The organism is Methylobacterium endophyticum, assembly GCF_050591105.1.
In the GTDB taxonomy this organism is placed as follows: domain Bacteria; phylum Pseudomonadota; class Alphaproteobacteria; order Rhizobiales; family Beijerinckiaceae; genus Methylobacterium.
The window spans coordinates 160,262-182,599 of the sequence record NZ_JBNHES010000008.1 but is presented as its reverse complement, the minus strand read 5'-3'; the positions used below and the strand labels follow the sequence as shown (position 1 = coordinate 182,599).

Below are 22,338 nucleotides of genomic sequence, written 5' to 3'. Positions count from 1 at the left end.
GACCGGGAGGCGCTGCTGGCGTTCTACGACTTCCCGGCCGAGCACTGGGACCACCTGCGCAGCTCGAACCCGATCGAGAGCGTGTTCGCCACGGTGCGGCATCGGACCGTGCGGACCAAAGGGGCGCTCTCGGCCACGACCGCCAAGCTGATGGTGTTCAAGCTGGTGATAGCGGCCTCGAAAACCTGGCGCCGGCTGAAGGGCGAAAACCAGTTGCCGAAGGTCGTGGCCGGCGTCATCTTCCGCGACGGGACCGAGGTCACCGCGAGCCCAGATCACCGCGCCGCCTGACCGCCGCCGTCACCTAAAATCCTGCATAGCTCCGGGCAGCGTGACACCGCCGGAGCCGCGGCTTGGCGCGAGAACTCCTGGCATCCGCGTCGGCGCGCAGGGCTCGGCGAAGACACCAAGAGGCTCTCGGCTACCTCACGCCCGAGCAAGCTGAACGGGATGCGGGCTAAACACCCCGTGTCCGTTAAGTCGGGGGAGGTTCAATTCAAGTTTCCTGCTCGATGACCCCACGCCAGCCCAGGCCGCGGTAGGTCTCGTAGCCGGGCGTCGCGTGGAAGGCGACCAATCGGCCGCTCTCGTTTGGGTAGTGCCCCTGCTTTTGCCCGTCGGTGCGCAGGGGATAGACCTCACTGAGTACGCCGCGTCCCTGCGAGCAGGCGATCACCCTGTTCTGGACATCGAGCAGCATCACGCGGGTACGGTCGCGCTCCTCAGGCGAAATCCGAACGCCCTCGACGATGGCGCGAGCCTGCGGCTGCCAGTCGAAATGGATCGCCAGGACGCCGAGCGGCGCAGCGTCGGTACGCCCGCCCGTGCGCACGCTGGCGCAGTAGGTCGCGACCTGCGCGCCCCCGAGCCGCGGCTCGGTGCGGATGTCGGCGGCGGCGAACGCGTCGCCGTTGCGCAGGGCTGTAGCCTCGCGGAACCATGGCTCGGCGCCGACCTGCGCACCAATGACCTGCGGGTAGGTGCCGGGCCGCCCGTTGGCGAGGACGCGGCCGTCGTTGTCACATAGCCAGAGGTCGAGATAGACGGTGTAGGCGGACAGGATCACACCGAGCCGCTCAGAAGCGTAGGTGGCCGATGCCGGATTCGGCTCGGCGGCACAAGCGACAACTGCCGCATCGGTAGCCCACCAGCGCACGTCGCAGGTGCGCTCGTAGAGGTTCCGGTCGATCAACTCGACGGCGTTCAGTGCAAGGTCGATGCTGCGTGTGGCGCGAGCCTGCGCGGCGAGACGCTCGACCGCCTGGGTGAGGCCGTCCACGCTTGTGCCGAGGCCGTGCCCGAGCGCTGCCGCAAGGCGCTCGACATCCGCCGAGACGGTTCGCACTTCCTGCGCCACGATCGCGAACCCAGCACCCTTCTCGCCCGCATGAGCAGCCTCGATGAGCGCGTTGAGTGCAAGCAGTCTCATCCGGCCGGTGATGGTTTTGATCGAGCCCAGATCAGTGCTGGCCTTTTCCTTAAGCACGCGTGCTGCGTTCGTGACCACCATCGACAAATCGTTGCTTTCCATCATGCCGGTCATCCAATCTTCTTGTGCGAGGCGTGCTTTCCCTCCTGTTTCCCCCACTCGGTAGGTCGATATTGATTCTGCACGGATGCCTATTGGGCCGCGATGTTCAACGTGAGTTGGTCACTCGGGCCTTGCCCGAACAGTGCATCGATCACAGCCAGCGACATCGCGGCCTCTCGCGGCAATCTCTGCACGGTTGTGCAGGATGGTCGTCGCGATCGCGGCGAGATCGGCATGCCGCCAAGCCTCCGCTCGTACGGGCAGGAGGATGGATCATACCTGGGACGTGAGAACGAGCGCCAACGGTTTTAATTTAGCTGGCATAGATTAACAATTACCGAAGATCTTTCTCGTTTTCATGTAGTATTGTGCAGAATGAATTGCGTCAGAGTGTAATTCAACGAGATGATATGAGTTTTTTCTCTGGAATATTACTTCGTGTCCGTCGAGTTCGCATCGCTTTCAACTATTCATGAGAATGCGCGGACGCAACTTTTGGTGGCGGACAGCGGAGTCCGCACGCTTGAATTCGCCATCGGCATGAAGGTCGCAAGCGCTGCGCCGAGCCGGCTACGCGGGCGGATCTGGGTAGATCCAGCAATTGCGGTGGAAGTGGCTCTGGACGGTCCAAAAACATCGCGGCCTCGACCCTCTGCCGGCACCCATCCGGTGGACAAGGAGCGGCCGATGCAGATCGACGATCGCGGCACCTGAGGCTCATGCACTCGGCACTGCAGGTTCTGGCTCATGCGCCATCCTCCGGCTAGCCTGAGCCATTGCGATCAGCTTGGCGGCCGACAAGGGCTTCGATCGTGGCGTCGAGCGCCGGCAGGTTCATTTGCCCAACCACGTCGCCGATCCTCGCCACAGTGACGGATAAACCGTGCACGAGCGAGCGCCGCCGTCTGATCGGCCTCGACCATGAATCCGACGCTGCGAACGCCGCGGATGCTTGCCGGGGATGGTACCCGCCCCGACTTGCGTCGGGGCGGGCGTATCCACGGTGCGTGAGGGGGCGATGACGCACCGTGAATGCCGCGTCGCTCGGGGCCGTGTACCGGCAGAGCGAATTCGATTCCCGCGGCCAGCGGGATGCAAGTGGCGAGCAGGGAGGGTACCGGCGGCGTCTTCCTGTGGCGCTCCTTCTGCGCGTGGCCGTCGTTCCCACGATCCTTTCGTGCGGCGTTCAGTCCTTTTTCCTGGTCGTCGGACCTGCGGATCGCTGCAGGGTATCGCGCGGTCCGGGATGCCGGCGTTTCGCCGACGCCGGCCTTGAACGCTCGTCCCCAGCCGCCGATGCTCGAGGGCGGGCATCACTCACATGCCGGCCGTTCCCGGCCGTCGCATTGAGCCGTCCAAGGCAGCCTGCCCCTCAGCAGGCAGCCCTTAAGCCGGAGACACCGACAAGGTGAACGGAACGGTGCGCACCTCGCCACCGGCCTCGAACTGGATCCAGAGGGCATACGCGCCGGCGCGCGGAGGCGTCACGTGAAGCAGCAGCTTCGATGCATTCCCGTCCGGCCGGGCCTTCGAATGGTGCATCCCATGACCACCGGAATGGGCGCCTGCATCCTCGGCGCCGCTGGCGTGCGTGTGGACGTAGGACAGGTCGCTCTTCGCGATCAGCACTGCGTGAGCCGCAACGCCGAGATACGGCTTGAGGTCGGTCGCGGGCTTGCCGTCCTTGAGGATGCTGAGTTCGATCATGCCCTCGGACCCCGCGCGCAAGGCAGGAGAGGCGAGCCGAACGGAGTACCGCCCGTCGCGGGCTTCCAGCGGCATCGTCTCCGAGGTGGCCGCGCCGCCATCTGACGTCGACGCCGCAGGGACCTCCGGCACCGATCCGACCGGAACGTCGAACCGCACGACCTGCTGACCGAGGCCGGTCGGGCTGGCGTCCGCGTAGAGGCGGTAGAGGCCCGGCTTGGGAAACCGGACCGAGACGCGAAGTCTTCCGTCGGATTCCGGCTTGGCCGCGTGCTCGTGGATGAAGGTCGAGAACTGCGCGTCCGTCCCGAGAAGGTGGAGCTTCTTGGTCAGTTCCTCGTCGAAGCGTGTGATGGCCTTGCCCGTCGCCTTGTCGGCGAAGCCGATGACGAGTTCGCGGGTGAGCGGCCCGGTCTCGCGGACGGTCACGGTGCCGCTTGCCTTCTCGGCGGCGCCGGGTAGCGCGAACGTGCCGTTCACCGACGTTTCCGCAGCCATGGCGGGCAGCGCGAGTCCGGCCGCCAAGGCCATGGCCGCGATCGGACGGCGCAGGGAAAGCCTGGGTCTCATGGTGGGTTCGCTCCTCACGCCGCTTCGGCCGGACGGTCGTCGACGGGGAAGCCCGCTTCCGCGAGGGCAGTCCGAATGACCGACGCCGAGACGCTCGTCTCGATGCGGACCTCGCGGACCGCCGGTTCGGTCTCGATCCGAGCGTAGGGGTCGACCCGCGTCAGGGCTGCGGTGACCGATCTGGCGCAGCCGCCGCAGGTCATGTTGGGAACCTTGAGGCGCAGCATGTTCGTCTCCCGTGGTCGTGCTTGCGCCACCCGAGATGGGGTTTCCCAGCGTTGGAGGGTCAAGAGCATCCGCGAGAGATCGGGTATTTTGTTGTTCGACCCAGCGGAGCGGATTGAGCAAGCCGTGCCAACGCCGCCATCGGGACGGCGCCTGCCGATGCTTTGCCGCCTCTCCGCCGGGGGCTGGCCCGGCCCCGGGACGCTCTCCGACGCGATGCGCTCCTTCAGGTGCCTCGCATGTAGGGGGCCGAGACCTGATGTGGACGTCGCTCCTGCGGGAAGCCGCCATCTGCGATGGCGCGGTATCGGCACGCGGAACGGCCGCCGACGCGGTCGGCGGCCGTGTTCATTCTCCACCAGCCCGATCAATGCCGCTGGTTCAGACGGTCCTGGCTCCCCGGGGGCTTCTTCAGGGGATGCTCCTCGGCCGGTTCCTCCAGATCGGCCAGGATCGGGCAGTCCGGGCGCTCGTCTCCGGCGCAGCAGGCGATCAACGTCTGGAGCGTGTTGGCCATCTGCTGCAGATCGGCGATCCTCTCACGCAGCTTCCCGATATGTCCCGACGCGATGCGCTTGACGTCCGCGCTCTGCCTCGATCGGTCGCGCCACAGGTTCAGCAACTCGTCGATCTCCGCCACGGAGAAGCCGAGATCCCGCGCCCTGCGGATGAAGCGCAGGACGTGGACGTCAGCGGACGAGTAGTCCCGATACCCCGAGTCCCGGCGGTCGGCCCGCGGGATCAGGCCGGTCTGCTCGTAGTACCGGATCATCTTGGCCGAGACGCCGGACGCCTTGGCCGCCTGCCCGATGTTCATCGCGTCCCTCCCATCACCATCGCATTGCTCCGCACCCGGCATTCGGAGGGCGGCGGGGTCTCCGCGGGCTGGAAGCCGCGCAGCCGCAACGCGTTGCCGAGGACGAAGACGCTCGACAGCGCCATCGCGCCCGCGGCGAGGACCGGCGACATCAGGACGCCGAAGGCAGGGTAGAGCGCGCCCGCCGCCACCGGGATCAGGGCCGTGTTGTAGGCGAAGGCCCAGAACAGGTTCTGGTGGATGTTCCCGATCGTCGCGCGCGACAGGGCGATGGCGGTCGCGACGCCGTTCAGGCTGCCCGACATCAGGACCACGTCGGCAGCCTCGATGGCGATGTCCGTGCCGGTGCCGACCGCGAGGCCGACATCCGCTTCCGCGAGGGCGGGCGCGTCGTTGATGCCGTCGCCGACGAAGGCGAGCTTTCCGTGCTCCGCCTTCAGCCTGCGCACCGCCTCGACCTTGCCATCGGGCAGCACTTCGGCGACCACCTCGTCGATGCCGAGCTGCCGCGCGATGGCCTCTGCCGTGCGGCGGTTGTCGCCGGTGATCATCGCGACCTTGAGGCCGAGCGCGTGCAGGGCGGCGATGGCGGCCGGCGTCGAATCCTTCACCGGATCCGCCACCGCGACGATCGCAGCCAGACGGCCGTCGATGGCGGCATAGAGCGGCGACTTGCCCTCGACGCCCAGGCGCTCGGCGGTCGCGGCGAAAGCGCCAACGTCCAACCCGAGTTCGCGCATGTAGCGGTCCGCGCCGATCTCGACCCGCTCGCCCTCGACCTCGGCCTTCACGCCGAAGCCGGTGACGGACTCGAACGCCCGGATCTCCGGCAGCGGGAGACCTTCGGCCTGGGCCGCCGCGACGATGGCCCGCGCGATCGGGTGCTCGGACTTGTCCTCGACGGCCGCGATCCGCGACAGCACGCGCGCCCGGTCGAAGCCCTCCACGACCTGCAGGTCGGTGAGCGCGGGACGACCCTCGGTCAGCGTGCCGGTCTTGTCGACCGCGACCACCTTGGCGTCCTTCAGGAGTTGGAGCGCCTCGCCCTTGCGGAAGAGGACGCCCAGTTCCGCCGCCCGGCCGGTGCCGACCATGATCGAGGTGGGCGTGGCGAGACCCATGGCGCAGGGGCAGGCGACGATCAGAACGGCCACGGCGTTGACGAGCGCGAAGGTCAGCGCCGGCGACGGTCCGAACACGAACCAGGCCGCGAAGGTCAGCGCGGCCGCCGCCATCACGGCGGGCACGAACCACATGGTGACCTTGTCGACGAGCGCCTGGATCGGCAACTTCGAGCCCTGCGCCTCCTCGACCATGCGGATGATCTGCGACAGCACGGTCGCCTCGCCGACCGCGGTCGCGCGGAAGGAGAGCGCGCCCTGCTGGTTGACGGTCCCGCCGACGAGTGTGGCCCCGCTCGACTTCGCCACCGGGACCGGCTCGCCGGTGATCATGGACTCGTCGACGTAGCTGTCGCCCTCGGTCACCTCGCCGTCCACGGGGATGCGCTCGCCAGGACGGACCTCGACGATGTCGCCGGCGACCACCTCGGCGATCGGGATCTCGACCGAAGCGCCGTCGCGCCGGACCCGCGCGGTCTTCGCCTGCAAGCCGGCCAGCCGCTTGATCGCTTCGGAGGTGCGGCCCTTGGCGCGGGCCTCGAGGAAGCGGCCGAGCAGGATCAGCGTGACGATGACCGCCGCCGCCTCGTAGTAGACGTTGACGGTCCCCTCGGGCAGCAGGGACGGCGCAAAGGTCGCGACCAACGAGTAGGCGTAGGCCGCGAGCGTGCCCACCGACACCAGCGAGTTCATGTCGGGCGCGAGGCGGCCCAGCGCGGGAATGCCCTTCGCGTAGAAACGGATGCCGGGCACGGCGAGGACCAGCGTCGTCAGCGCGAACTGGAGGTACCAGCTCTGCTGCATCCCGATGGTCCGGGCGATCAACTCGTGCACGCCGGGAACGAGGTGCGATCCCATCTCCAGGAGGAAGACGGGCAAAGTCAGCACGGCGGCGATGGCGAGGTCTCGCTTGAGCTCCGAACGTTCGGTCTCCTTGCGCTGCGAGGCATCCGCGTCGGCCGAGGCGTCGCCCGCGATCGGGCGCGCGGCGTAGCCGGCGGCGGCGATGGCGGCGACGAGCGCCTGCGGATCGGCGGTGCCGCGCACGCTCGCCCGTTCCGTTGCGAGGTTCACCGTCGCATCGGCGACGCCGGGCACAGCCTTGAGCGCGCGCTCGACACGGCCGACGCAGGAGGCGCAGGTCATTCCCTCGACGGCGAACTCGACCGCCGTCGACGGTACAGTGTAGCCGGCGGCCTCGACCGCCCGCACGAGCTCGTTCGGGTCGACCGGACCGCTCGGCCGGATGTCGGCTCGTTCCGTCGCCAGATTGACGCTGACGGCGCCGACGCCGTCGACCTTGCGCAGCGCCTTCTCGACGCGGCCGACGCACGAGGCGCAGGTCATTCCCTCGATCGGCAGGCTGATCGGCGCGCCTGCGGTTTCTCCTGGTCTGATGGGGGCATTCATCGGTCTCGTCCTCACAATTCGCGAACCGGGATGCCGCGAAAAGTGAGGCCTCCCATCGTTGGAAGGTCAAGGGTCGGAGAACAGGAAATTCGGTGCTTGACCTTCCAACGATGGGAGGGGGCACCGTTCTCCCCGCACTCGAAACGCGAAGGAGGTTCCCATGCAGTTCCACATCGAAAACATGACCTGCGGCGGCTGCGCGAGGCATGTCACGCAGGCGATCCGGACGCTCGACCCGAACGCGCAGGTCGAGGCCGATACGGTCACCCAGAAGGTCACGGTGGACACGACGGCCACCCGCGAGGAGGTCGAGAAGGTACTCGCCGCGGACGGGTATCCCGCGAAGGCCGCCTGAGCAGAAACGGCAGGAGATCGAGCATGAACAAGCTCACCCCCATTTTTCTCGCCTGCGCGATCACGGCCGCCGCCGGGCTCGCCTATGCGCAATCGCGGATCGGCGCGCCGAGCCACGAGACGACCATGTCGTCCGACGTCCACGGATCGCACGGCTCGACCCCCGCCTCGGGCAACCCAGTCGTCCGCGCCTATCGGGACGCCAACGACCGCATGCACACGGACATGGCAATCACGTTCAGCGGCGACGCGGACGTGGATTTCATGCGCGGCATGATCCCTCACCACCAGGGCGCGATCGACATGGCGCGGGTGGCCGTCAAGTACGGGTCCGATCCTGCGGTCCGCAAGTTGGCCGAGGACGTCATCTCCGCCCAGGAGGGCGAGATTGCCATGATGCGGAAGTGGCTCGCCGATCGGGGCAAGTAGGCCGGTCGTTCGGCCGCGACCCGGTCCGACATCGCACCGGGTCGCGGGGGGATGACAATCCCGTCCGCGTTGGGGGCCGAGTCTCCACCATCCGCGAGATCTGTCCGATCAACCGCGGCGATGACGCGATCGATGCCATCGGCAACACCGTCACGCCTGGAACGTCGAGGCGTTTACCGTCGAACAAGACCGATCGAAGACAATCGTATCATTGCCATGATTGGAAGCTTTTCGTGGGGGCGAACTACGGCGGGATCTGCCGTTGCGCGATAACATTATCGTGAAACGCATGGCATGGATTAAAAATAAATACTCGGCTGCCAGCCTTGTTTCGCAATCTTTTGTTAACTGACGAAAGCTGATATATTTCTTGCCCGACCAATTCGGCACCTTGAATTCGAGCCGGTGCGGTTCGCCGTGTGCACTATACCGCCCAAAGCTGCGACAGGCGCCATGTTCTTGATATCCGCTATCGAGGCCCAAGCGAAACTGGCCGCACTCGGCCGGACGCAGGCCCTCATCGAGTTCATGCCCGACGGCACGATCCTGACGGCCAACAGGAACTTTCTGGACCTGATGGGCCATATCCTCGACGAGATACGCGGCCACCACCACTCCATGTTCGTCGATGCCGTGGAGCGCCAGAGCCCCGGCTATCAGGAGTTCTGGGCGAGCCTCGCACGGGGCGAGGCGCATGCCCGAGAGTTCAAGCGCATCGCCAAGGGCGGACGCGAAGTCTGGATCCAGGCCTCCTACAACCCCGTGCTCGACCGCCGCGGCAGGGCGGTGAAAATCCTCAAGATCGCCACGGACATCACCCCGCAGAAACTGCAGGGTCTCGACATCATAGGCCAGATCGCAGCCCTGAACCGGTCGCAGGCATTCATCGCCTTCACCCCCGACGGCACGATCCTGGATGCCAACCGGAATTTCCTCGACGCCATGGGCTACGCCCCGAGCGAGATCGTCGGTCGGCATCACCGCATCTTCGTCGATCCCACCGAGCGGGACGGCGTCGCATACCGCGCCTTCTGGGACGCGCTCGCCAGGGGCGAGTTCCAGGCCGCCGAGTACCGGCGCGTCGGCAAGGATGGCCGCGAGGTGTTCATCCGGGCCACCTACAACCCGATCACCGACGAGACCGGCCGCACCATCAAGGTCGTCAAGTTCGCGACAGACATCACCGCGCAGGTTCGCGAGACTCGGCGCCGCGCCGAGTTGCAGCGTCGGATCGGCGCCGACCTCGACGTGATCGGTGAAGCTGCCGGCAACGTCGCCCGCCAGACCGGCGAGGCGGCCGGCACCGTGAAACGGGTCTCGGTCGACATCCAGGCGGTCGCCTCCGGAGCTGAAGAGCTTTCTGCGTCGGTCTCGGAGATCGCCCAGCAGGTGACGCAGGCTTCCGCCATGTCCGATCGGGCCGTCGGTCAAGCCGTCCGCACGAGTGGCATCGTCGCGGGTCTCAGCGAGGAGGCCGGCCGGATCGGCGAGGTCGTCGCTCTGATCTCCGGCATCGCCGGGCAGACCAACCTGCTGGCGCTCAATGCGACGATCGAGGCGGCGCGGGCCGGCGAAGCCGGCAAAGGCTTCGCGGTGGTGGCGCAGGAGGTCAAGCAGCTTGCTGAGCAGACCTCGAAGGCGACCGAGCAGATCCGCCGGCAGATCGGCGCCACCCAGGCTGCGACGGCGGAGGCGGTCGATGCGATCGGCGCGATCGAGCGGACCATCCGCGAACTGAACCAGGTCGCTGCGACGATCGCGGCGGCGGTCGAGGAGCAGACCGCGGTGACGCGCGAGATGTCGGCCTCGATGCACGCGGCGTCGCGTGGCGCAGGTGAGATCGCAGACGGAATGGATACGATCGCGAAGGCCACCGCGCAGGTCGACCGTTCGACACGCCAAGTGCGCGAGGTATCGCAGGCGGCCGGCTGATCCTGGCTTGTGGTGATTCCGGTCCCGTTTGGAGGACGCCGTCGTCCGCCACCGCCTCTCCACCAGGTCGCGTCCTTCAACGGCCGTCAGAACTTCACGGCTTCCATCACCAGCAGCCTGCACACCGATCGGAGAGGGCTACTCAGCATCTCGTGCTGGCGCGCCCCTGCGGGACCGGGCTCTACGCGCTGCGCGCCCCCAACCCCTGCGGGTTTCGGCCTGCGGTGACGATCCCATCGCGCAGCCCCTTCCCGAGGCAACGAGACAACCCTTTGAGCCCGCGATCGCGGGCTCCAGCGGTCGAGCCGCCCAAACTCTCTACGACCACGCGCTCTCGATGCCCTCGGCGACGGCTGGGAGGGCACTTGAAGGTGGCCTTGAACGCCTAACGCCGCCTGAATGTGAGGCAGGGGCGGCCGCTGCCGGATGCGGCCTGCCCGTCGCGCGCTGCGATCGCCCGCCAGCCGACCCCTCAGCCGGGCCGGCTCAGAAGAGACGGTTCGGTCAGGCGCGGATCGACCGGACGAACCCATCGACGGAGTGCTGCAACCGTGCGGATTGCTCGTTCAGCACGATCGCGTTCTGCAGCACCGTGTCCGCCGCCCGTCCCGTCGCACTGGACGCCCCGATGACGGACTCGATCTCGCCGCTCGCCCGGTGCATGCCCTGCGAGGCGGCCGAGATGTTGTGCGCGATCTCCTGCGTCGCCGTGCTCTGCTCGTCGAGGGCGTAGGCGATCGCCTCCGCCATGCCGTTCGCACGTCGGATCGTCTGCGTGATGCTGCCGATCGCCTGAGCCGTCTCCAGCGTGGCCTCGCGGACCGAGCCGATATGCGCCGCGATCTCGTCGGTCGCCCGGGCCGACTGGTTGGCCAGCGCCTTCACCTCGGCCGCGACGACGGCGAAGCCTTTCCCGGCAGCCCCGGCCCGGGCCGCCTCGATCGTCGCGTTCAGGGCGAGCAGGTTCGTCTGCTCCGCCACGCCACGGATGAGGCCGAGCACCTCGCTGATCCGCCCCGTAGCCGTACCGAGATCCGCGACCTTGGCCTCCGTCAGGACAGCCTCCCGCGCCGCCTCGGAGGCCGCAGCGGATGAGCCCTGGGCCTGCTCGCGGATCTGCCCGATCGAGGCCGAAAGCTCCTCCGCGGCAGCGGCGACGGCCTCGATGTTCTGCGAGGCCGCGTGCGAGAGCCGGGCGGCTTCCGCCGAGCGCCGGTCCGCCTCCCGGGCCATGCCGGCGAGCGTCATGGCCTGCTCCTCGAACGCGCCGGCCGCCGCGGTCACCTGCCCGACGATGCCGCCGACCGAGCCTCCGAACTGGTCAGCCGTCCTGTCCATGTCGTGGCGCCGCTCCAACTCGGCGCCTTGCCGCAGACTCTCGCGCTCAGCCCGTAGCCGCTCGGCTTCCGCGCCATAGGACTTCAGGACCTCCACGGCACGCGCGATCTCGCCGATCTCGTCGCGGCGGCCCGTTCCAGGCACCTCGACCTCGCGCGCGCCCTCGGCGAGTTGCGTGATGGTCTTCGACAGCGCGGCCAGCGGACGCACGACGCGCCGCGAGAAGAACACCGTGATGCCGAAGGTGCAAAGGATCACGAGCAGCAGGGTCACCCCCGCCAGCACGAGGCGCTCCAGTGCGGAGGCGATCGTCCGGTCGGCCGTACCGAGAGCCGAATGCAGGGCGGCATCCCGGACGCCGAGGATGGTCTGGAGCGCCTTGGTGGTGTGCGGGCGCCATTCCGCGATGCCCATGGGCGGCGGCGTGCCCTCGCGGGCGGCTGCGAACATCGCAGCCGTCACCTGTCCCGGATCGGCGATGAAGCTGCGCTCCGTCAGCGCGAGCGCCTCGACCAGGGCCCCTTCCGTCTCCACCTGCCGCACGCTGCGCTGCAGCCGCTGCCAAGCCTGCTCGATCCGGCCGCTCATCTCGTGGATCTGTACGACCAGCGCCGGCGAGAGACGTTGCCGCGTGCCCGCGTACTGGGTGAGCCATGCCGAGCGGCCGCCGCCGACGTCGCGCAGGTCCATCGCGAGGCTGACGACAGGGACGGCGCGGGCGATCTCCGGGCTCCTCTGCGCGACATCGATCTCGATCGTGCCGAGCGTCTTGGCGCCCTGCGCGACGATGGCGATGGTCGCCTTCTGGAAGGTCTTCGCAGCCTGCTCGTCGCGCTCTGTGAGCGGCCTGGCGATCTCCTTGTCCGCGCTCGCCCGCACCTCCTGGAGGCGCTGGATCGTCGGCTGCAGATCCCTCTCCAGCACCTGCCGCGTGCCGGCCTCCACGGTCGAGACCGCGCTCATCATCCGTGCGGTCGCGGCCTCGGTGGCCTTGCGGTTTGCCTCGGCCGCCGCCCGGAGCGGCGGCTGGTCGGCGGTATCCGTGATCAGGAGTTGGTTGAAGGATCCGCGCTCGAGGGCGAGGCGCTCGTTGAAGCGGGAGATCTCACCGAGGACCTCGACCAGCCGGCGCGCTTCGCGGGCCTGCGACCAGCGCTGCCATTCCTGCCAGGCGATGAAGGAACTGGACCCTGCCGCGACGAGGCCGACCGTCGCAACGCACGAGACGAAGAGGCTGCGGACGCGCATCGTTTCCACCCGGTTCCGGCTGCATCTGATTGAAGATTTTTGTGAAGGATGAACGTCGAAAACCATGAAGAACCGGTTTCCAAGGCCGTCCGACGTCATCCGCACTGGCTGTGGCAAGTAACTGAATGCTGTTTATGTCAGTCTGCCCTTGCACGGCGCCTGGCGGCGGTGGACCGGGTTTGCGCGTGAACGGATGCGATGATCGACCGTCGCCGACTCGACTCCAGCACATCCCGATCCGACTCTCACGATGGGCCGAGGCGTGCCTTGCGACGCAGAGAGGCTCGCCCGGTGTTCAACTGCGACAACCGAACTCGTTGGACGCCCTACGAGAGCGGATAGGGGCCGAGGAACAGGTCGCCCAGCGCCCGGCGGCGCAGGTAGGTCAGTCGACGGCGGCGCAGGTGCTCGGGCCGGTCGTGGATCAGATGACAGCGCTGGCACCACGCCGCGAGATCCCGACCGCTGTTCAGGCTGGTGTCGTGCGCGCGGTGGCAGGTCGCCAGGATCGGCATCGTCAACCGTGCGCGGGTCAGAGCCTCGAGCTCGGGTGGGCGCCGTAGCATCCGGCCGCGGCCGGAGCGCCAGTGCCCGGCCTCGGTATCGAACCACGTCCCCTCCTCAAGGCAGACGATCACCTGCCCGTGCGGACGGCCGCAGGCCTCGCAGCGACCACCGGCCCGGCCGAAGCGGATCGCGTCGGAGAGTTGCACCCAGTCGATCGGGTAGAAGTGGCGGTGTTCGGGGCGGATCGGCACGGCACGGTCACGCTAGCACGGCCGGGCAAAGGGCGAATCCCCCCGCCGCCCTACGGGTGGAATAAAGCCCATGCGGCCGACCCTCGCCTGGGAAGGGAGCGGATCGCGCTCCACGCGATCCGCCGGAGGCAGCCCGGCCAAGGTCGTTCAAGCTCGCCTTCGCGGGGATCAGGCGGCCCGGACGGTCGCCAGGAAGCGCTGCACCTCGGCCGAGAGGTGCTCGGACTGGCGCGACAGTTCCGAGGCGGAGGCAAGCACCTGGCTCGCCGCCGCGCCCGTCTCCTCCGAGGCCTGCGCCACGCCTGCGATGTTGCTCGTCACCTCGGACGTACCCGAAGACGCCTGGGCGACGTTGCGCACGATCTCCTGCGTCGCCGCACCCTGCTGCTCCACCGCCGCGGCAATGCCGGTCGCCACCGTGTTGATCTCTCGGATCCGGGTCGTGATCGTCCCGATGGCCGAGACCGCCCGATCCGTCACGCCCTGGATCTCCCCGATCTGCCCGCCGATCTCCTCGGTCGCCCGGGCGGTCTGGTTCGCCAACTCCTTTACCTCCGCAGCCACCACGGCAAAGCCCCGGCCTGCCTCGCCCGCCCGCGCCGCCTCGATCGTCGCGTTCAGCGCCAGCAGGTTGGTCTGGCTGGCGATGGTCGAGATCAGCCCGACCATGTCGCCGATCCTAGCCGAGGTCGCCCGCAGCGCCTGGACGAGTTGGGCCGTCTGGTCCGCCTCGCCGACCGCCGCCTGGGCCAGCCCGGTCGATCCCTGCACTTGCCGGCTGATCTCCTGGACGGAGGAGCCGAGTTCCTCGGCGGCCGCGGCGACCGTGCCGACGTTGCAGGCGGCCTCCTCGGCCGCCGCTGCCACGGTGGTGGACTGCGAGGCGGTCTCGGTGGCGGTCGAGGTCAGTTGCTGGGCGGTGGCCTGCAACTCGGTGGCCGAGGATGCGACCAGGCCGACGATGCCGCCCACCGCCGCCTCGAAGCCGTCGGCCAATTCGATCATCGTGCGCCGGCGCTCGGCAGCGGCCGCTTCGTCGGCGCGCCGCTTCACCTCGGCTTCCTCGGCGGCCTTGCGCGCCACCATGGCCTTGATGCCCTCGACCGCCCGGCCGACCGCGCCGATCTCGTCGCCGCGCGCAGCCTCCCCGATCTCGGCCTCGATCTCGCCCTTCGCCATGCGTTGCAACACGCTCACCAGGGAGCCGAGCGGGCGGGTGATCGAGACCAAGACGATCAGGCCGGCCAGCGCCAGGGCGGCGACAAGGCCCGTCACCGCGAAGCCGATCAGCATGTGGGTGCCTTGTGCCGCCTCCTCGGCCGCGCGTACCTTCGCCGCCGCGAGTTCGCCGGCCTGCGCCTTGGCCCGATCCTTCATCCATTCGGTGAGCTTGAGCCGGGCTGGGATGCCCTCGTCGCGGGCGATCCGGAAGGCCTCGTCGCGCTGCCCGCGCATCCCGATCTCGTTGACGCGATCGAGGGTCGCGAAATAACCGTCGACGTCCCTGCGGAAGCTCTCGTTGAAGGCGCGCCGCTCGGGCGTTCCCGCGAGCGCGATGAGCCGGTCGCTGGCTTCGCGCGCCTCGGCCATGCCGGCCTGCTGGAGCGTCCGGAAGCGAGCCTTGGTCTGGGGATCGCTCTCGAGCAGCATGTTGCGGTCCATGACCGCGGCCTCGGTGATGCCGCCGCGCAGGTGCATCAGTGCATCGAGGCGCGCGGCCTGGACATCAGCGATGCCGGCCGCCTGATCCGCCAATCCGTGCATCACGGAGCGGGCGTAAGTGATCAGGCCGGCGCCGATCATCAGTGTCAGAGCAAAGGGTAAGGCAATCTTAACGATTAAACTTATGTTGTTCAGGAAGCGCATCAATTCCTCCCAGAATTGGAAATTGCACCCAATCAATAAAAAGCCGGCAACATGATTAAACAATCGATAAGTTTATCTCCCAATCGGGGTCAGTCATTCAACTAAAAGTGATAGCGATTACATCTTAGGTTGTGTTTGATCCCGTGACAGTCTCTGAGGTGTCGAAGGCGAGCATGCCGTCGACCATGAAGTCCGGGACTGTGTCGCCCTGCCCGGCGTGGTCGACCGGCTTGGGGAGGCCGAGCGAAGCAAGGGCTTCGCGACGGGGTGAGTGATCGGAAAGAGGCTCCGGCGCCCGTCGCGAAAGCGTCTCCATGGACCGATGTGGCTCCGCTCAGGCCGATCCTTCGTCCCGGCCCACCCGCCTCCTCGTGCTCGCCTGCTCGGCGACCAAGCGCCCCAATCCCGGCCGGATCCCAGCGATTGTGCGCTACGACGGCCCGCTGTGGCGGACCCTGCGCGCCGCCGATCCCGAGGGCCGGCTCGCGCAGGTGGCGGTCCTGTCCGCCCACTTCGGCTTCCGCGACGCGGCGACGCCGATTGCGGACTACGATGCGCGGCTGACCGAGGATCTCGCCGCCCGAATGATCGCCGGCGGCGTGACCACGCGCTGGCCGCGGCCGCCCTCGCCACGGCAGTCCGACACCTACGGGATGCAAGCCGGCGCCGAGATCGCCTCGATGACACGGTACGGCGCCGCTCCGTTCGAGGCGATCGCGCTGGTCGGCGGCCGGCTCTACCTCGACGTCATGCAGGCGTTACTGCCGGGCTTCGCCGGCATGGGCTGCGTGCAGCCGAACGCCCGCATCAACTTCATCAACGGGCCGATCGGCCGGATGCGCCAGGATCTGCGGCGCTGGCTGTGCGAGGCCGAACCGGCGGGCGGAGAACAGCCATGACAGGGCGCCTCGGGCACAACGGCGGGCCGGCCCTGCATGAGCCGGCCGACACCCGCCCGGGCCGGTGCAAGCACTGCCGGCACTGGAAGGTACCCTCGGACGAGGAGCAGCGGGTCTACGAGCTTTTCCACTTCGGCCTGTCGCGGCGCCACGTTCGGAGGCCGACGGGCGCCTGCGACGGTGTCCTGATCGGCAACAACCCCACGCCGTCCTTTTCGGCCACGACGGGCGAGTTCGGCTGCGCGAACTTCGAGGCCGCTCCGCCACCGCCGATCCCCAAGGGGGGCGGGTTCGTCACGATCTGGCAGGGCGGTCGCGCCATCTGGCAGGGCAGGGAGGAGGACACCCCGGCCCGCTTCCTCCAGCAGGATCTCGACCTGTAAGCCTTCAGTCGCCGCGATCCCCGAGTTCTCTGTGGTGCAGCGGACGCTTGCGGGCACAAGCAGGAAGCAACCCCAAAGCCGCGGGAAGCCGGCAGCATAACCGCGTATCGCGCTGATATTGATATCCGGTCGATGTCGCGCCCGGCAGGCGGAGGCTGACCCCGCTCTCTCGCAGCAACCCCGATAGGCCGTCGCGGCCTTCCACGATCAACCCTCAAGGGGTCCGCTCCGCAAGCGGGCGGCCGCTGCGGCTACGCCTCTCGCGGTGATCGCGGCCTCTCCCGGCCTCCTGGGGCGCTGTCGAGCGGGGATCACCCCCGCTCCCGCAGGAGCCCGACCCCATGGCGACCGATCTCACCCTCGCCCAGCGCTATGCCCACAGCCTCGCGCTCTCTCTGATGGTCCCGGTCACCGTCTTCCGCTCCGAGGCCGGATACGCCGTCGTCACCTCGGACGAGTTCGAGGGCGATCCCGCCAGCGTCGTCACCGAGTTCGACCCCTACGAGGGGTGAACCGTTCGCAGGGGCAGTTCCACGCCTGCCCCTTCCCGCGAGCGGTCCGGCCGGGCTTGCCTCGCGTCAGGGTGGGGACGTCCTCTGTATCCGATCGGGATTGATCTGGCACTCTTCGTCAAGGATTCCCGAGGCCGATGCGCCCGCCCAGGAACTGGCGCCCTACGAGCACACCAGCCAGACCGAGGCTGTACGGAAAGCTCTGCGCCCGCATCTTTCGCGTACCGTTGTTGTTCACGGGTGACAACATTCCCCTGACCGACGTTCAGGCCACATGATGTCGGCTTGCCCTCGTTGACTTGGGACACTCTTCTCCCCGACGCTCACGCCAGTGCATGAGGGGGAGATCGTCGTGACGCGTGACGTTGGGTCATCCACCGACCGGGATATGGACAGGATCGAACACACGGCCGCGATCGTGTCGGCGTATGTTTCCAACAATCACATCCAGCCCAGTGAAGTCCCCGGCCTGATCGCGGCCGTGCATGCGACCTTCAGCGGGCTCGACCAACTCGCACCGGATGCCGAACCCGAGGCTCAGAAATCCACGCCGGCACAGATCCGCCGGTCGATCACACCGGGGGCGCTGATCTCCTTCATCGACGGTAGGCCCTACAAGACGCTCAAGCGCCACCTGACCACGAACGGTCTGAGCTTCGAGGACTACAAGGTCCGCTACGGCCTGCCGGCCGACTACCCTGCGATCTGCGCCGAGTACTCGGCCACGCGCTCCGCCCTCGCCCGAAGCCTCGGCCTCGGCCAAAAGAGCAAGCCGGCAGCCGAAGCGGTCGAGCCGGACGTGCCTGCGGCTCTGCCATCCAAGCGGCGCGGTCGCCCGAAGAAGGCCGCCGAGTAAGCACTGGGTCCGCCCCGGCAGGCATGTGGGACATCCTCGCGTGCGGCTCCGGCCCTCGCGGCGGACAGATCGCGGTGACAGGCCTCATCGGCCTCGCCGAGGCCCGTTCGGACCGCCGGGGTGGCGTGTCGATCCGGCCGTGAGCCGGGCGCGTCCCTGCTGATCCGCTCCCAGGAACGACCAACCTGCAGGCCCCGTGGAGGCCGGATCGGGGAGGGGGCGGTCGCCAGCGTGCCTTCCCGCGTGTCGGGTGGGCTGAGGGGCCGGGCGTGGCGACGGCGGAGAGCCGTGAACGGGCTGATGGCGGATCCGGGCCGGCCAGGGTTTGCCTGCGCGCCGACGCTCAGAGCCGCTGCCCACGGGCCTCGTAGATGGGCGTGTCTATCCGGGGCCCCCGGGACCACCGCAACGGCGGGGTCCGGGTTATCTTCCCCGCCGCCTGCGGCGGCTCCTCGCGCAGCAAGAAACCCGTCCCCACGCCGTCTTCCGCTCCGCTTCAGCCTGCACGCAGGTGCGGCGCCGGTCGCCTCCGGCTCAGCGACCGCCATCGAGGCCGCGAGGGCGCGGCAGCGAGCAACGGACGAGGATCCAAGACCATGGCGACCATCGGCACCTTCACCCAGACCGAGACCGGCTTCTCCGGCGACATCACCACCCTGACGATCCAGGCCCGGAAGGTCACGATCGTGCGGGAAAGTCGCGGCGGCGAGAACGCACCGACCCACCGCATCTTCCTCGGCAAGGCCGAGATCGGCGCCGGCTGGGCCAAGCGGTCGCGGGAGGAGCGGGACTACATCTCGATCAAACTCGACGACCCGAGCCTGCCGGCTCCGCTCTACGCCGGGCTCTACGGCGAGGAGGACGGCAAGACTTTCTCGCTGATCTGGAACCGTCCCACAGGCCGCCGCCGGGATTGATCCCGGCCTCCGCCGCCCCGCCCAATGGGCGGGGCGGGTTAGCGCGTGCTCAGCTTGACTTTAGAACGGCCGCTAAGAAGGGTTTCCTGCCCGAGCACTCGAACCTGAGATCGCGAAAAGCGAACATGTCGAAGCCCGTCCGTGAACATCTCTTCAATCGGGTGAACCTATGGTGCTGCGGAACAGCCTCCCTACGAGTATCGCTCGATGGTCAACCTATCTCTCTCGTCACGCTTACTCGATGCGCTCCTGCATCAGGACGGGAAGCAGGATCCAGAAATCCGGACCCTCTCGCTCGCGACCCTGAACGATGACGACCTGCTTTCGACAGCCGCGTTGTTCTGGACGCAACTCGGCTGGTTCTGGGCGCTGGCTGCTTCGGATTGGCAGTGGCTCTACGCGTTCAGTGCGATCGATGTGGTCCTCTTCGGTATTCGGTGGCGGTTGCGGCGACGGCTGACGCCAACGGGGCAACCGCTCGACGCGGGCTCACAGGCATTATCCGCCTGGATCAACCTCTGGCTGATTGCCTTGATCGCGATCGATATCTTCATCCTCGCTCAAGCGCCGTCCGAGCGGACCGCGATCCTCGGCATCATCCTGACAGTTGGTTTCTGCGGGTATATCACTGCCCTCTTCGCGGCATTTCCTGTATTGGCAATGCTGAACATCGTCATGCTGAATGGGTCGCTGGCATTCGGGCTGGCGGTGGGCTTTTCGGACATCGCCCGGCCCTTCGCCATCCTCGGTCCAGGTATCGCCATCGCGTTCTGGCTTCTAATGCGGCGCACGCATACCAGCCTTCTCGGTGCGATTCACGGGCAGCATGCGAACAGGCAGACTTCTCTGCACGACGCGCTCACCAAGCTTCCCAACCGGACCTTCATGCGGGAAAAGCTCGCACATCTCTTATCGATCATCGCCGGCTGCAAAGGGTCGTCTACGGTTGGGGTCCTTTGCATAGACCTCGACGGGTTCAAGGAGATCAACGACAGGTATGGTCATGCGGCTGGAGATTGGGTTCTGATCCACGTAGCCGACATACTGCGCCGGCTTCTGCCTCCGGAGTGCCTCGCTTGCCGCATTGGCGGAGACGAATACGTCGTGTTGCTCCCGAATTGGGGCGAAGATCGCATCTGGTCCTTTGGCAGGATCCTGATCGCAGAGATCGAACGACCATTCGATATCGGGCGCGCCATTCCAGCGCGGATCGGGGCGAGCGTCGGCGCGGCAATCACGAGCGACCCCAGGACGCGTCTGGACGATCTTCTGGAGGAAGCGGACACCGCACTATATGGCGCGAAACGTGCCGGCAAGGGTCGCCTACACCTCGGTAACGTAGCCCTGCCTAGCTCCAGAGCGAGCGTCCACTAGGAAAATACGGTCATAAGTCCCTGTATGACTTGAGAGGGTCGCAATCGGGCCCGTGCATGCGCAAGCAGATGAGGTTCTGACCCAGGCGTCCGCATGCCGACGATGCCCAGGGTGCCTTGTGGGGAGGAACGTGCGGGAGTGAGAGGAGGCCGGAGCGGCATGACGGGAGATCAGGCCGGAGAGAGGCTCCGGCGCCCGTCGCGAAAGCCCGCCGATGGCCCGCCGCCCCTCCTCGTCCCTGAAAGCCCGCAGCCCCCGCGCCGACGCGGCTCCCGTCCAGCGCGTCGACCTGTACCGGCGGATCACCGACACGATCGTCGCCCAACTCGAGGCCGGCTGCGTGCCTTGGGTCCAGCCCTGGAGCGCCGGGTCCGGCACCGCCGCGGTGGCCATGCCGCGCAACGCCGCCACCGCCCGCGCTTACTCGGGCATAAACGTGATGCTGCTCTGGGCCGCCGGCATCGAGGCCGGCTACGCCACCCAGCGCTGGATCACGTTTCGCCAGGCCTTGTCGCTTGGCGGCTGCGTCCGCCGGGGCGAGAAGGGGAGCGCGGTCGTCTACGCCGACCGCTTCACCCCCGAGCAGGAGCGCGCGCGTGCTGCGCGGGAGGGTGAGGAGGCGCGCTCGATCGCCTTCCTGAAGCAGTACACGGTCTTCAACTGTGCGCAGTGCGACGGCCTGCCGGAGGACCTCTACGTGCCCCCGCCGCCCCCGCGCGAGGACCTGATCGAGCCGCGCTTCCGCGCGCTGATGGAGGCCTCTGGCATCACCATCCGCATCGGCGGCGACCGGGCCTTCTACCGCCCGGCCGACGACGTGGTCGTGCTGCCCCCGCCCGAGGCCTTCCACGAGGCGGTGAACTTCCACCGGACCGCGGCCCATGAGCTGAGCCACGCGAGTGGCCATTCCTCGCGCCTGAACCGGGAGATGAAGGGGCGGCATGGCAGCCCCTGCTACGCTCGGGAGGAACTCGTCGCAGAGATCTCCGCCGCCTTCGTCTGCGCCAGCCTCGGCATCGTGCCGACGGTGCGGCACGCCGACTACATCAACTCGTGGATCGAGGTGCTGCGCGAGGACGACAGGGCGATCGTACGCGCCGCCTCGCACGCCAGCAAGGCTGCCGACTGGCTGCTCGCCCGCCTGCCCGACGGGGAACCCTCCGCCTCGGCCGAGGACGGCGATGCCGCGCCGTCGGCCGCGACGATCGTGGCGGAGGCGGCCTGATGCGCTTCCGCCGCTCGCCCCGATCCGAACCCTACCGCGAGACCACGCGCAAGCGCGCGGCGTTCCTGCGCAAGCAGCGCTTGGAGCGCGAGGCCCTGCCGCTCTTCGCCGAGGCCATCGCGGCCCGCCAGCACGGCGTCGACGCGGAGATGGCCCGCCGCGCCGTCTGGTGGGGCGAGGCCGAGCGCGCGCGCCGCACCCAGCGCGCCGCCGATTGGCGGCGGATGCGCGCCCGGCTGTTTGCCTTCGACCCCGCGCTGCGCCGGACCATCCGCGCCCTGTGGCGGACCTGCCCCTATCCGGCCGATCCCCACAGCTTCGGCGACCTGCTGCACCAGATCGCCGTCGGCCGGATCGACCCGCTCCGGCCGCCGTGGATCTTCCACGCCCCGACGCAGGCGCGCACCACCCTGAACCCGGCCACCTTCGACTCCGCGTTCCGCCAGATCGGGAAGCGTACGGTCGGGGGCGGCCCCACGACCACGCCGGCCGACGAACTGATCTTTTGCGGCAATCTCGGCGCCGGGATCCTGTTTCTGACCTCGCGCGTTCGGCTCGTCGAGTCGAACGGGAACTTCTACATCTCCTCGAACCACCGGCTGCGTGACAGTCATGTCGGCCGGTCCGGACACTGGATCGACATCGAGGTGCGCGGGCCGTGCTCGGACGCGGACCTCGCCCTGATCGACCATCTCGCGCAGGCCGCCAACACCCGGCCGGTCGTGGTCCGGCGCGTCGTACCGTTCGGGGCCGGCGCCGAGGCGAGGGCGGGGTCATGAGCGTCGCCCGTCCTCCCCGCCTGCTCGGGCTCGCCTGCTCGGCCACCAGGTCATCCGATCCCGGCCTCACGGCAGACGCCCGACTGT

The 22,338-nt window shown here is 68.0% G+C and carries 21 protein-coding genes; 13 read left to right on the top strand and 8 right to left on the bottom strand.

What is annotated here, in order from left to right; translation table 11 throughout:
• A partial coding sequence (locus ACP56T_RS11670) for a transposase (RefSeq protein ID WP_430912278.1) occupies nucleotides 1-291 on the top strand: 291 nt, incomplete at its 5' end.
• A gap of 205 nt (nucleotides 292-496) precedes the next feature.
• On the opposite strand, the gene ACP56T_RS11665 is transcribed toward ACP56T_RS11670, so the two are convergent.
• On the bottom strand, nucleotides 497-1,543 hold the full coding sequence (locus ACP56T_RS11665; protein WP_430912277.1) for a methyl-accepting chemotaxis protein: 1,047 nt from the start codon (nucleotides 1,541-1,543) through the stop codon (nucleotides 497-499).
• A gap of 426 nt (nucleotides 1,544-1,969) precedes the next feature.
• Between ACP56T_RS11665 and ACP56T_RS11660 the strand changes: the two genes are divergently transcribed.
• Nucleotides 1,970-2,245, top strand: coding sequence for a hypothetical protein (locus ACP56T_RS11660; RefSeq protein WP_430912276.1), 276 nt, complete (start codon nucleotides 1,970-1,972; stop codon nucleotides 2,243-2,245).
• 672 nt (nucleotides 2,246-2,917) lie between these two features.
• On the opposite strand, the gene ACP56T_RS11655 is transcribed toward ACP56T_RS11660, so the two are convergent.
• The 4 genes from ACP56T_RS11655 to ACP56T_RS11640 form a co-directional block, all read right to left on the bottom strand.
• Nucleotides 2,918-3,769 (bottom strand): hypothetical protein, encoded by an 852-nt coding sequence (locus ACP56T_RS11655; RefSeq protein ID WP_430912275.1) that lies wholly within the window; start codon nucleotides 3,767-3,769, stop codon nucleotides 2,918-2,920.
• Between the two features lie 53 nt (nucleotides 3,770-3,822).
• Entirely contained in the window at nucleotides 3,823-4,035 is a 213-nt protein-coding gene (locus tag ACP56T_RS11650) for a heavy-metal-associated domain-containing protein (RefSeq protein WP_430912274.1), read from the bottom strand.
• 365 nt (nucleotides 4,036-4,400) lie between these two features.
• The gene (gene cueR / locus ACP56T_RS11645) at nucleotides 4,401-4,850 is read right to left on the bottom strand and encodes a Cu(I)-responsive transcriptional regulator (RefSeq protein WP_430912273.1); all 450 of its coding nucleotides are present in this window, start codon (nucleotides 4,848-4,850) and stop codon (nucleotides 4,401-4,403) included.
• Entirely contained in the window at nucleotides 4,847-7,381 is a 2,535-nt protein-coding gene (locus ACP56T_RS11640) for a heavy metal translocating P-type ATPase (RefSeq protein ID WP_430912272.1), read from the bottom strand. Before ACP56T_RS11640 ends, cueR begins: the two co-directional genes overlap by 4 nt.
• A gap of 160 nt (nucleotides 7,382-7,541) precedes the next feature.
• On the opposite strand from ACP56T_RS11640, the gene ACP56T_RS11635 reads away from it, so the two are divergent.
• The 3 genes from ACP56T_RS11635 to ACP56T_RS11625 all read left to right on the top strand — a co-directional run bounded on the left by ACP56T_RS11635 (nucleotide 7,542) and on the right by ACP56T_RS11625 (nucleotide 10,096).
• Entirely contained in the window at nucleotides 7,542-7,736 is a 195-nt protein-coding gene (locus ACP56T_RS11635; protein ID WP_430912271.1) for a heavy-metal-associated domain-containing protein, read from the top strand.
• Between the two features lie 23 nt (nucleotides 7,737-7,759).
• The gene (gene copM, locus ACP56T_RS11630) at nucleotides 7,760-8,164 is read left to right on the top strand and encodes a CopM family metallochaperone (protein ID WP_430912270.1); all 405 of its coding nucleotides are present in this window, start codon (nucleotides 7,760-7,762) and stop codon (nucleotides 8,162-8,164) included.
• A 453-nt stretch (nucleotides 8,165-8,617) separates the two neighbouring features.
• Nucleotides 8,618-10,096, top strand: a complete 1,479-nt coding sequence (locus tag ACP56T_RS11625) for a methyl-accepting chemotaxis protein (RefSeq protein ID WP_430912269.1) — start codon at nucleotides 8,618-8,620, stop codon at nucleotides 10,094-10,096.
• A 504-nt stretch (nucleotides 10,097-10,600) separates the two neighbouring features.
• Here ACP56T_RS11625 and ACP56T_RS11620 read toward each other — a convergent pair.
• The 3 genes from ACP56T_RS11620 to ACP56T_RS11610 form a co-directional block, all read right to left on the bottom strand.
• Nucleotides 10,601-12,682: a methyl-accepting chemotaxis protein gene (locus ACP56T_RS11620; RefSeq protein ID WP_430912268.1), complete on the bottom strand. Its 2,082-nt coding sequence runs from the start codon at nucleotides 12,680-12,682 to the stop codon at nucleotides 10,601-10,603.
• A gap of 326 nt (nucleotides 12,683-13,008) precedes the next feature.
• Nucleotides 13,009-13,440, bottom strand: a complete 432-nt coding sequence (locus tag ACP56T_RS11615; protein WP_430912267.1) for a hypothetical protein — start codon at nucleotides 13,438-13,440, stop codon at nucleotides 13,009-13,011.
• Between the two features lie 168 nt (nucleotides 13,441-13,608).
• Nucleotides 13,609-15,306 (bottom strand): methyl-accepting chemotaxis protein, encoded by a 1,698-nt coding sequence (locus ACP56T_RS11610; protein ID WP_430912266.1) that lies wholly within the window; start codon nucleotides 15,304-15,306, stop codon nucleotides 13,609-13,611.
• Nucleotides 15,307-15,731: 425 nt separating this feature from the next.
• On the opposite strand from ACP56T_RS11610, the gene ACP56T_RS11605 reads away from it, so the two are divergent.
• From ACP56T_RS11605 to ACP56T_RS11570, 8 genes are all read left to right on the top strand, one after another.
• Nucleotides 15,732-16,205: a hypothetical protein gene (locus ACP56T_RS11605; protein ID WP_430912265.1), complete on the top strand. Its 474-nt coding sequence runs from the start codon at nucleotides 15,732-15,734 to the stop codon at nucleotides 16,203-16,205.
• Nucleotides 16,202-16,588 (top strand): hypothetical protein, encoded by a 387-nt coding sequence (locus tag ACP56T_RS11600; protein WP_430912264.1) that lies wholly within the window; start codon nucleotides 16,202-16,204, stop codon nucleotides 16,586-16,588. Before ACP56T_RS11605 ends, ACP56T_RS11600 begins: the two co-directional genes overlap by 4 nt.
• A 341-nt stretch (nucleotides 16,589-16,929) precedes the next feature.
• Nucleotides 16,930-17,100, top strand: a complete 171-nt coding sequence (locus tag ACP56T_RS11595) for a hypothetical protein (RefSeq protein ID WP_430912263.1) — start codon at nucleotides 16,930-16,932, stop codon at nucleotides 17,098-17,100.
• 388 nt (nucleotides 17,101-17,488) lie between these two features.
• Entirely contained in the window at nucleotides 17,489-17,956 is a 468-nt protein-coding gene (locus ACP56T_RS11590; protein WP_430912285.1) for a Ros/MucR family transcriptional regulator, read from the top strand.
• A gap of 596 nt (nucleotides 17,957-18,552) precedes the next feature.
• Nucleotides 18,553-18,873 (top strand): DUF736 domain-containing protein, encoded by a 321-nt coding sequence (locus tag ACP56T_RS11585; RefSeq protein WP_430912262.1) that lies wholly within the window; start codon nucleotides 18,553-18,555, stop codon nucleotides 18,871-18,873.
• Between the two features lie 207 nt (nucleotides 18,874-19,080).
• Nucleotides 19,081-20,247, top strand: coding sequence for a GGDEF domain-containing protein (locus tag ACP56T_RS11580; RefSeq protein WP_430912261.1), 1,167 nt, complete (start codon nucleotides 19,081-19,083; stop codon nucleotides 20,245-20,247).
• 214 nt (nucleotides 20,248-20,461) lie between these two features.
• Nucleotides 20,462-21,472 (top strand): ArdC family protein, encoded by a 1,011-nt coding sequence (locus ACP56T_RS11575; RefSeq protein ID WP_430912260.1) that lies wholly within the window; start codon nucleotides 20,462-20,464, stop codon nucleotides 21,470-21,472.
• Nucleotides 21,472-22,251, top strand: a complete 780-nt coding sequence (locus tag ACP56T_RS11570; RefSeq protein ID WP_430912259.1) for a hypothetical protein — start codon at nucleotides 21,472-21,474, stop codon at nucleotides 22,249-22,251. The genes ACP56T_RS11575 and ACP56T_RS11570 overlap by 1 nt, the downstream gene beginning before the upstream one ends.
• Nucleotides 22,252-22,338: the final 87 nt, after the last annotated feature.

What these genes read in the sequence shown, in the direction of transcription:
- ACP56T_RS11665 (WP_430912277.1), bottom strand. Translation starts at nt 1,543, where the DNA reads ATGACCGGCATGATGGAAAGCAACGATTTGTCGATGGTGGTCACGAAC.
- ACP56T_RS11655 (WP_430912275.1), bottom strand. Translation starts at nt 3,769, where the DNA reads ATGGCCTTGGCGGCCGGACTCGCGCTGCCCGCCATGGCTGCGGAAACG.
- ACP56T_RS11650 (WP_430912274.1), bottom strand. Translation starts at nt 4,035, where the DNA reads ATGCTGCGCCTCAAGGTTCCCAACATGACCTGCGGCGGCTGCGCCAGA.
- cueR (WP_430912273.1), bottom strand. Translation starts at nt 4,850, where the DNA reads ATGAACATCGGGCAGGCGGCCAAGGCGTCCGGCGTCTCGGCCAAGATG.
- ACP56T_RS11640 (WP_430912272.1), bottom strand. Translation starts at nt 7,381, where the DNA reads ATGAATGCCCCCATCAGACCAGGAGAAACCGCAGGCGCGCCGATCAGC.
- ACP56T_RS11635 (WP_430912271.1), top strand. Translation starts at nt 7,542, where the DNA reads ATGCAGTTCCACATCGAAAACATGACCTGCGGCGGCTGCGCGAGGCAT.
- copM (WP_430912270.1), top strand. Translation starts at nt 7,760, where the DNA reads ATGAACAAGCTCACCCCCATTTTTCTCGCCTGCGCGATCACGGCCGCC.
- ACP56T_RS11625 (WP_430912269.1), top strand. Translation starts at nt 8,618, where the DNA reads ATGTTCTTGATATCCGCTATCGAGGCCCAAGCGAAACTGGCCGCACTC.
- ACP56T_RS11620 (WP_430912268.1), bottom strand. Translation starts at nt 12,682, where the DNA reads ATGCGCGTCCGCAGCCTCTTCGTCTCGTGCGTTGCGACGGTCGGCCTC.
- ACP56T_RS11610 (WP_430912266.1), bottom strand. Translation starts at nt 15,306, where the DNA reads ATGCGCTTCCTGAACAACATAAGTTTAATCGTTAAGATTGCCTTACCC.
- ACP56T_RS11600 (WP_430912264.1), top strand. Translation starts at nt 16,202, where the DNA reads ATGACAGGGCGCCTCGGGCACAACGGCGGGCCGGCCCTGCATGAGCCG.
- ACP56T_RS11595 (WP_430912263.1), top strand. Translation starts at nt 16,930, where the DNA reads ATGGCGACCGATCTCACCCTCGCCCAGCGCTATGCCCACAGCCTCGCG.
- ACP56T_RS11590 (WP_430912285.1), top strand. Translation starts at nt 17,489, where the DNA reads ATGGACAGGATCGAACACACGGCCGCGATCGTGTCGGCGTATGTTTCC.
- ACP56T_RS11585 (WP_430912262.1), top strand. Translation starts at nt 18,553, where the DNA reads ATGGCGACCATCGGCACCTTCACCCAGACCGAGACCGGCTTCTCCGGC.
- ACP56T_RS11580 (WP_430912261.1), top strand. Translation starts at nt 19,081, where the DNA reads ATGGTCAACCTATCTCTCTCGTCACGCTTACTCGATGCGCTCCTGCAT.
- ACP56T_RS11575 (WP_430912260.1), top strand. Translation starts at nt 20,462, where the DNA reads ATGGCCCGCCGCCCCTCCTCGTCCCTGAAAGCCCGCAGCCCCCGCGCC.
- ACP56T_RS11570 (WP_430912259.1), top strand. Translation starts at nt 21,472, where the DNA reads ATGCGCTTCCGCCGCTCGCCCCGATCCGAACCCTACCGCGAGACCACG.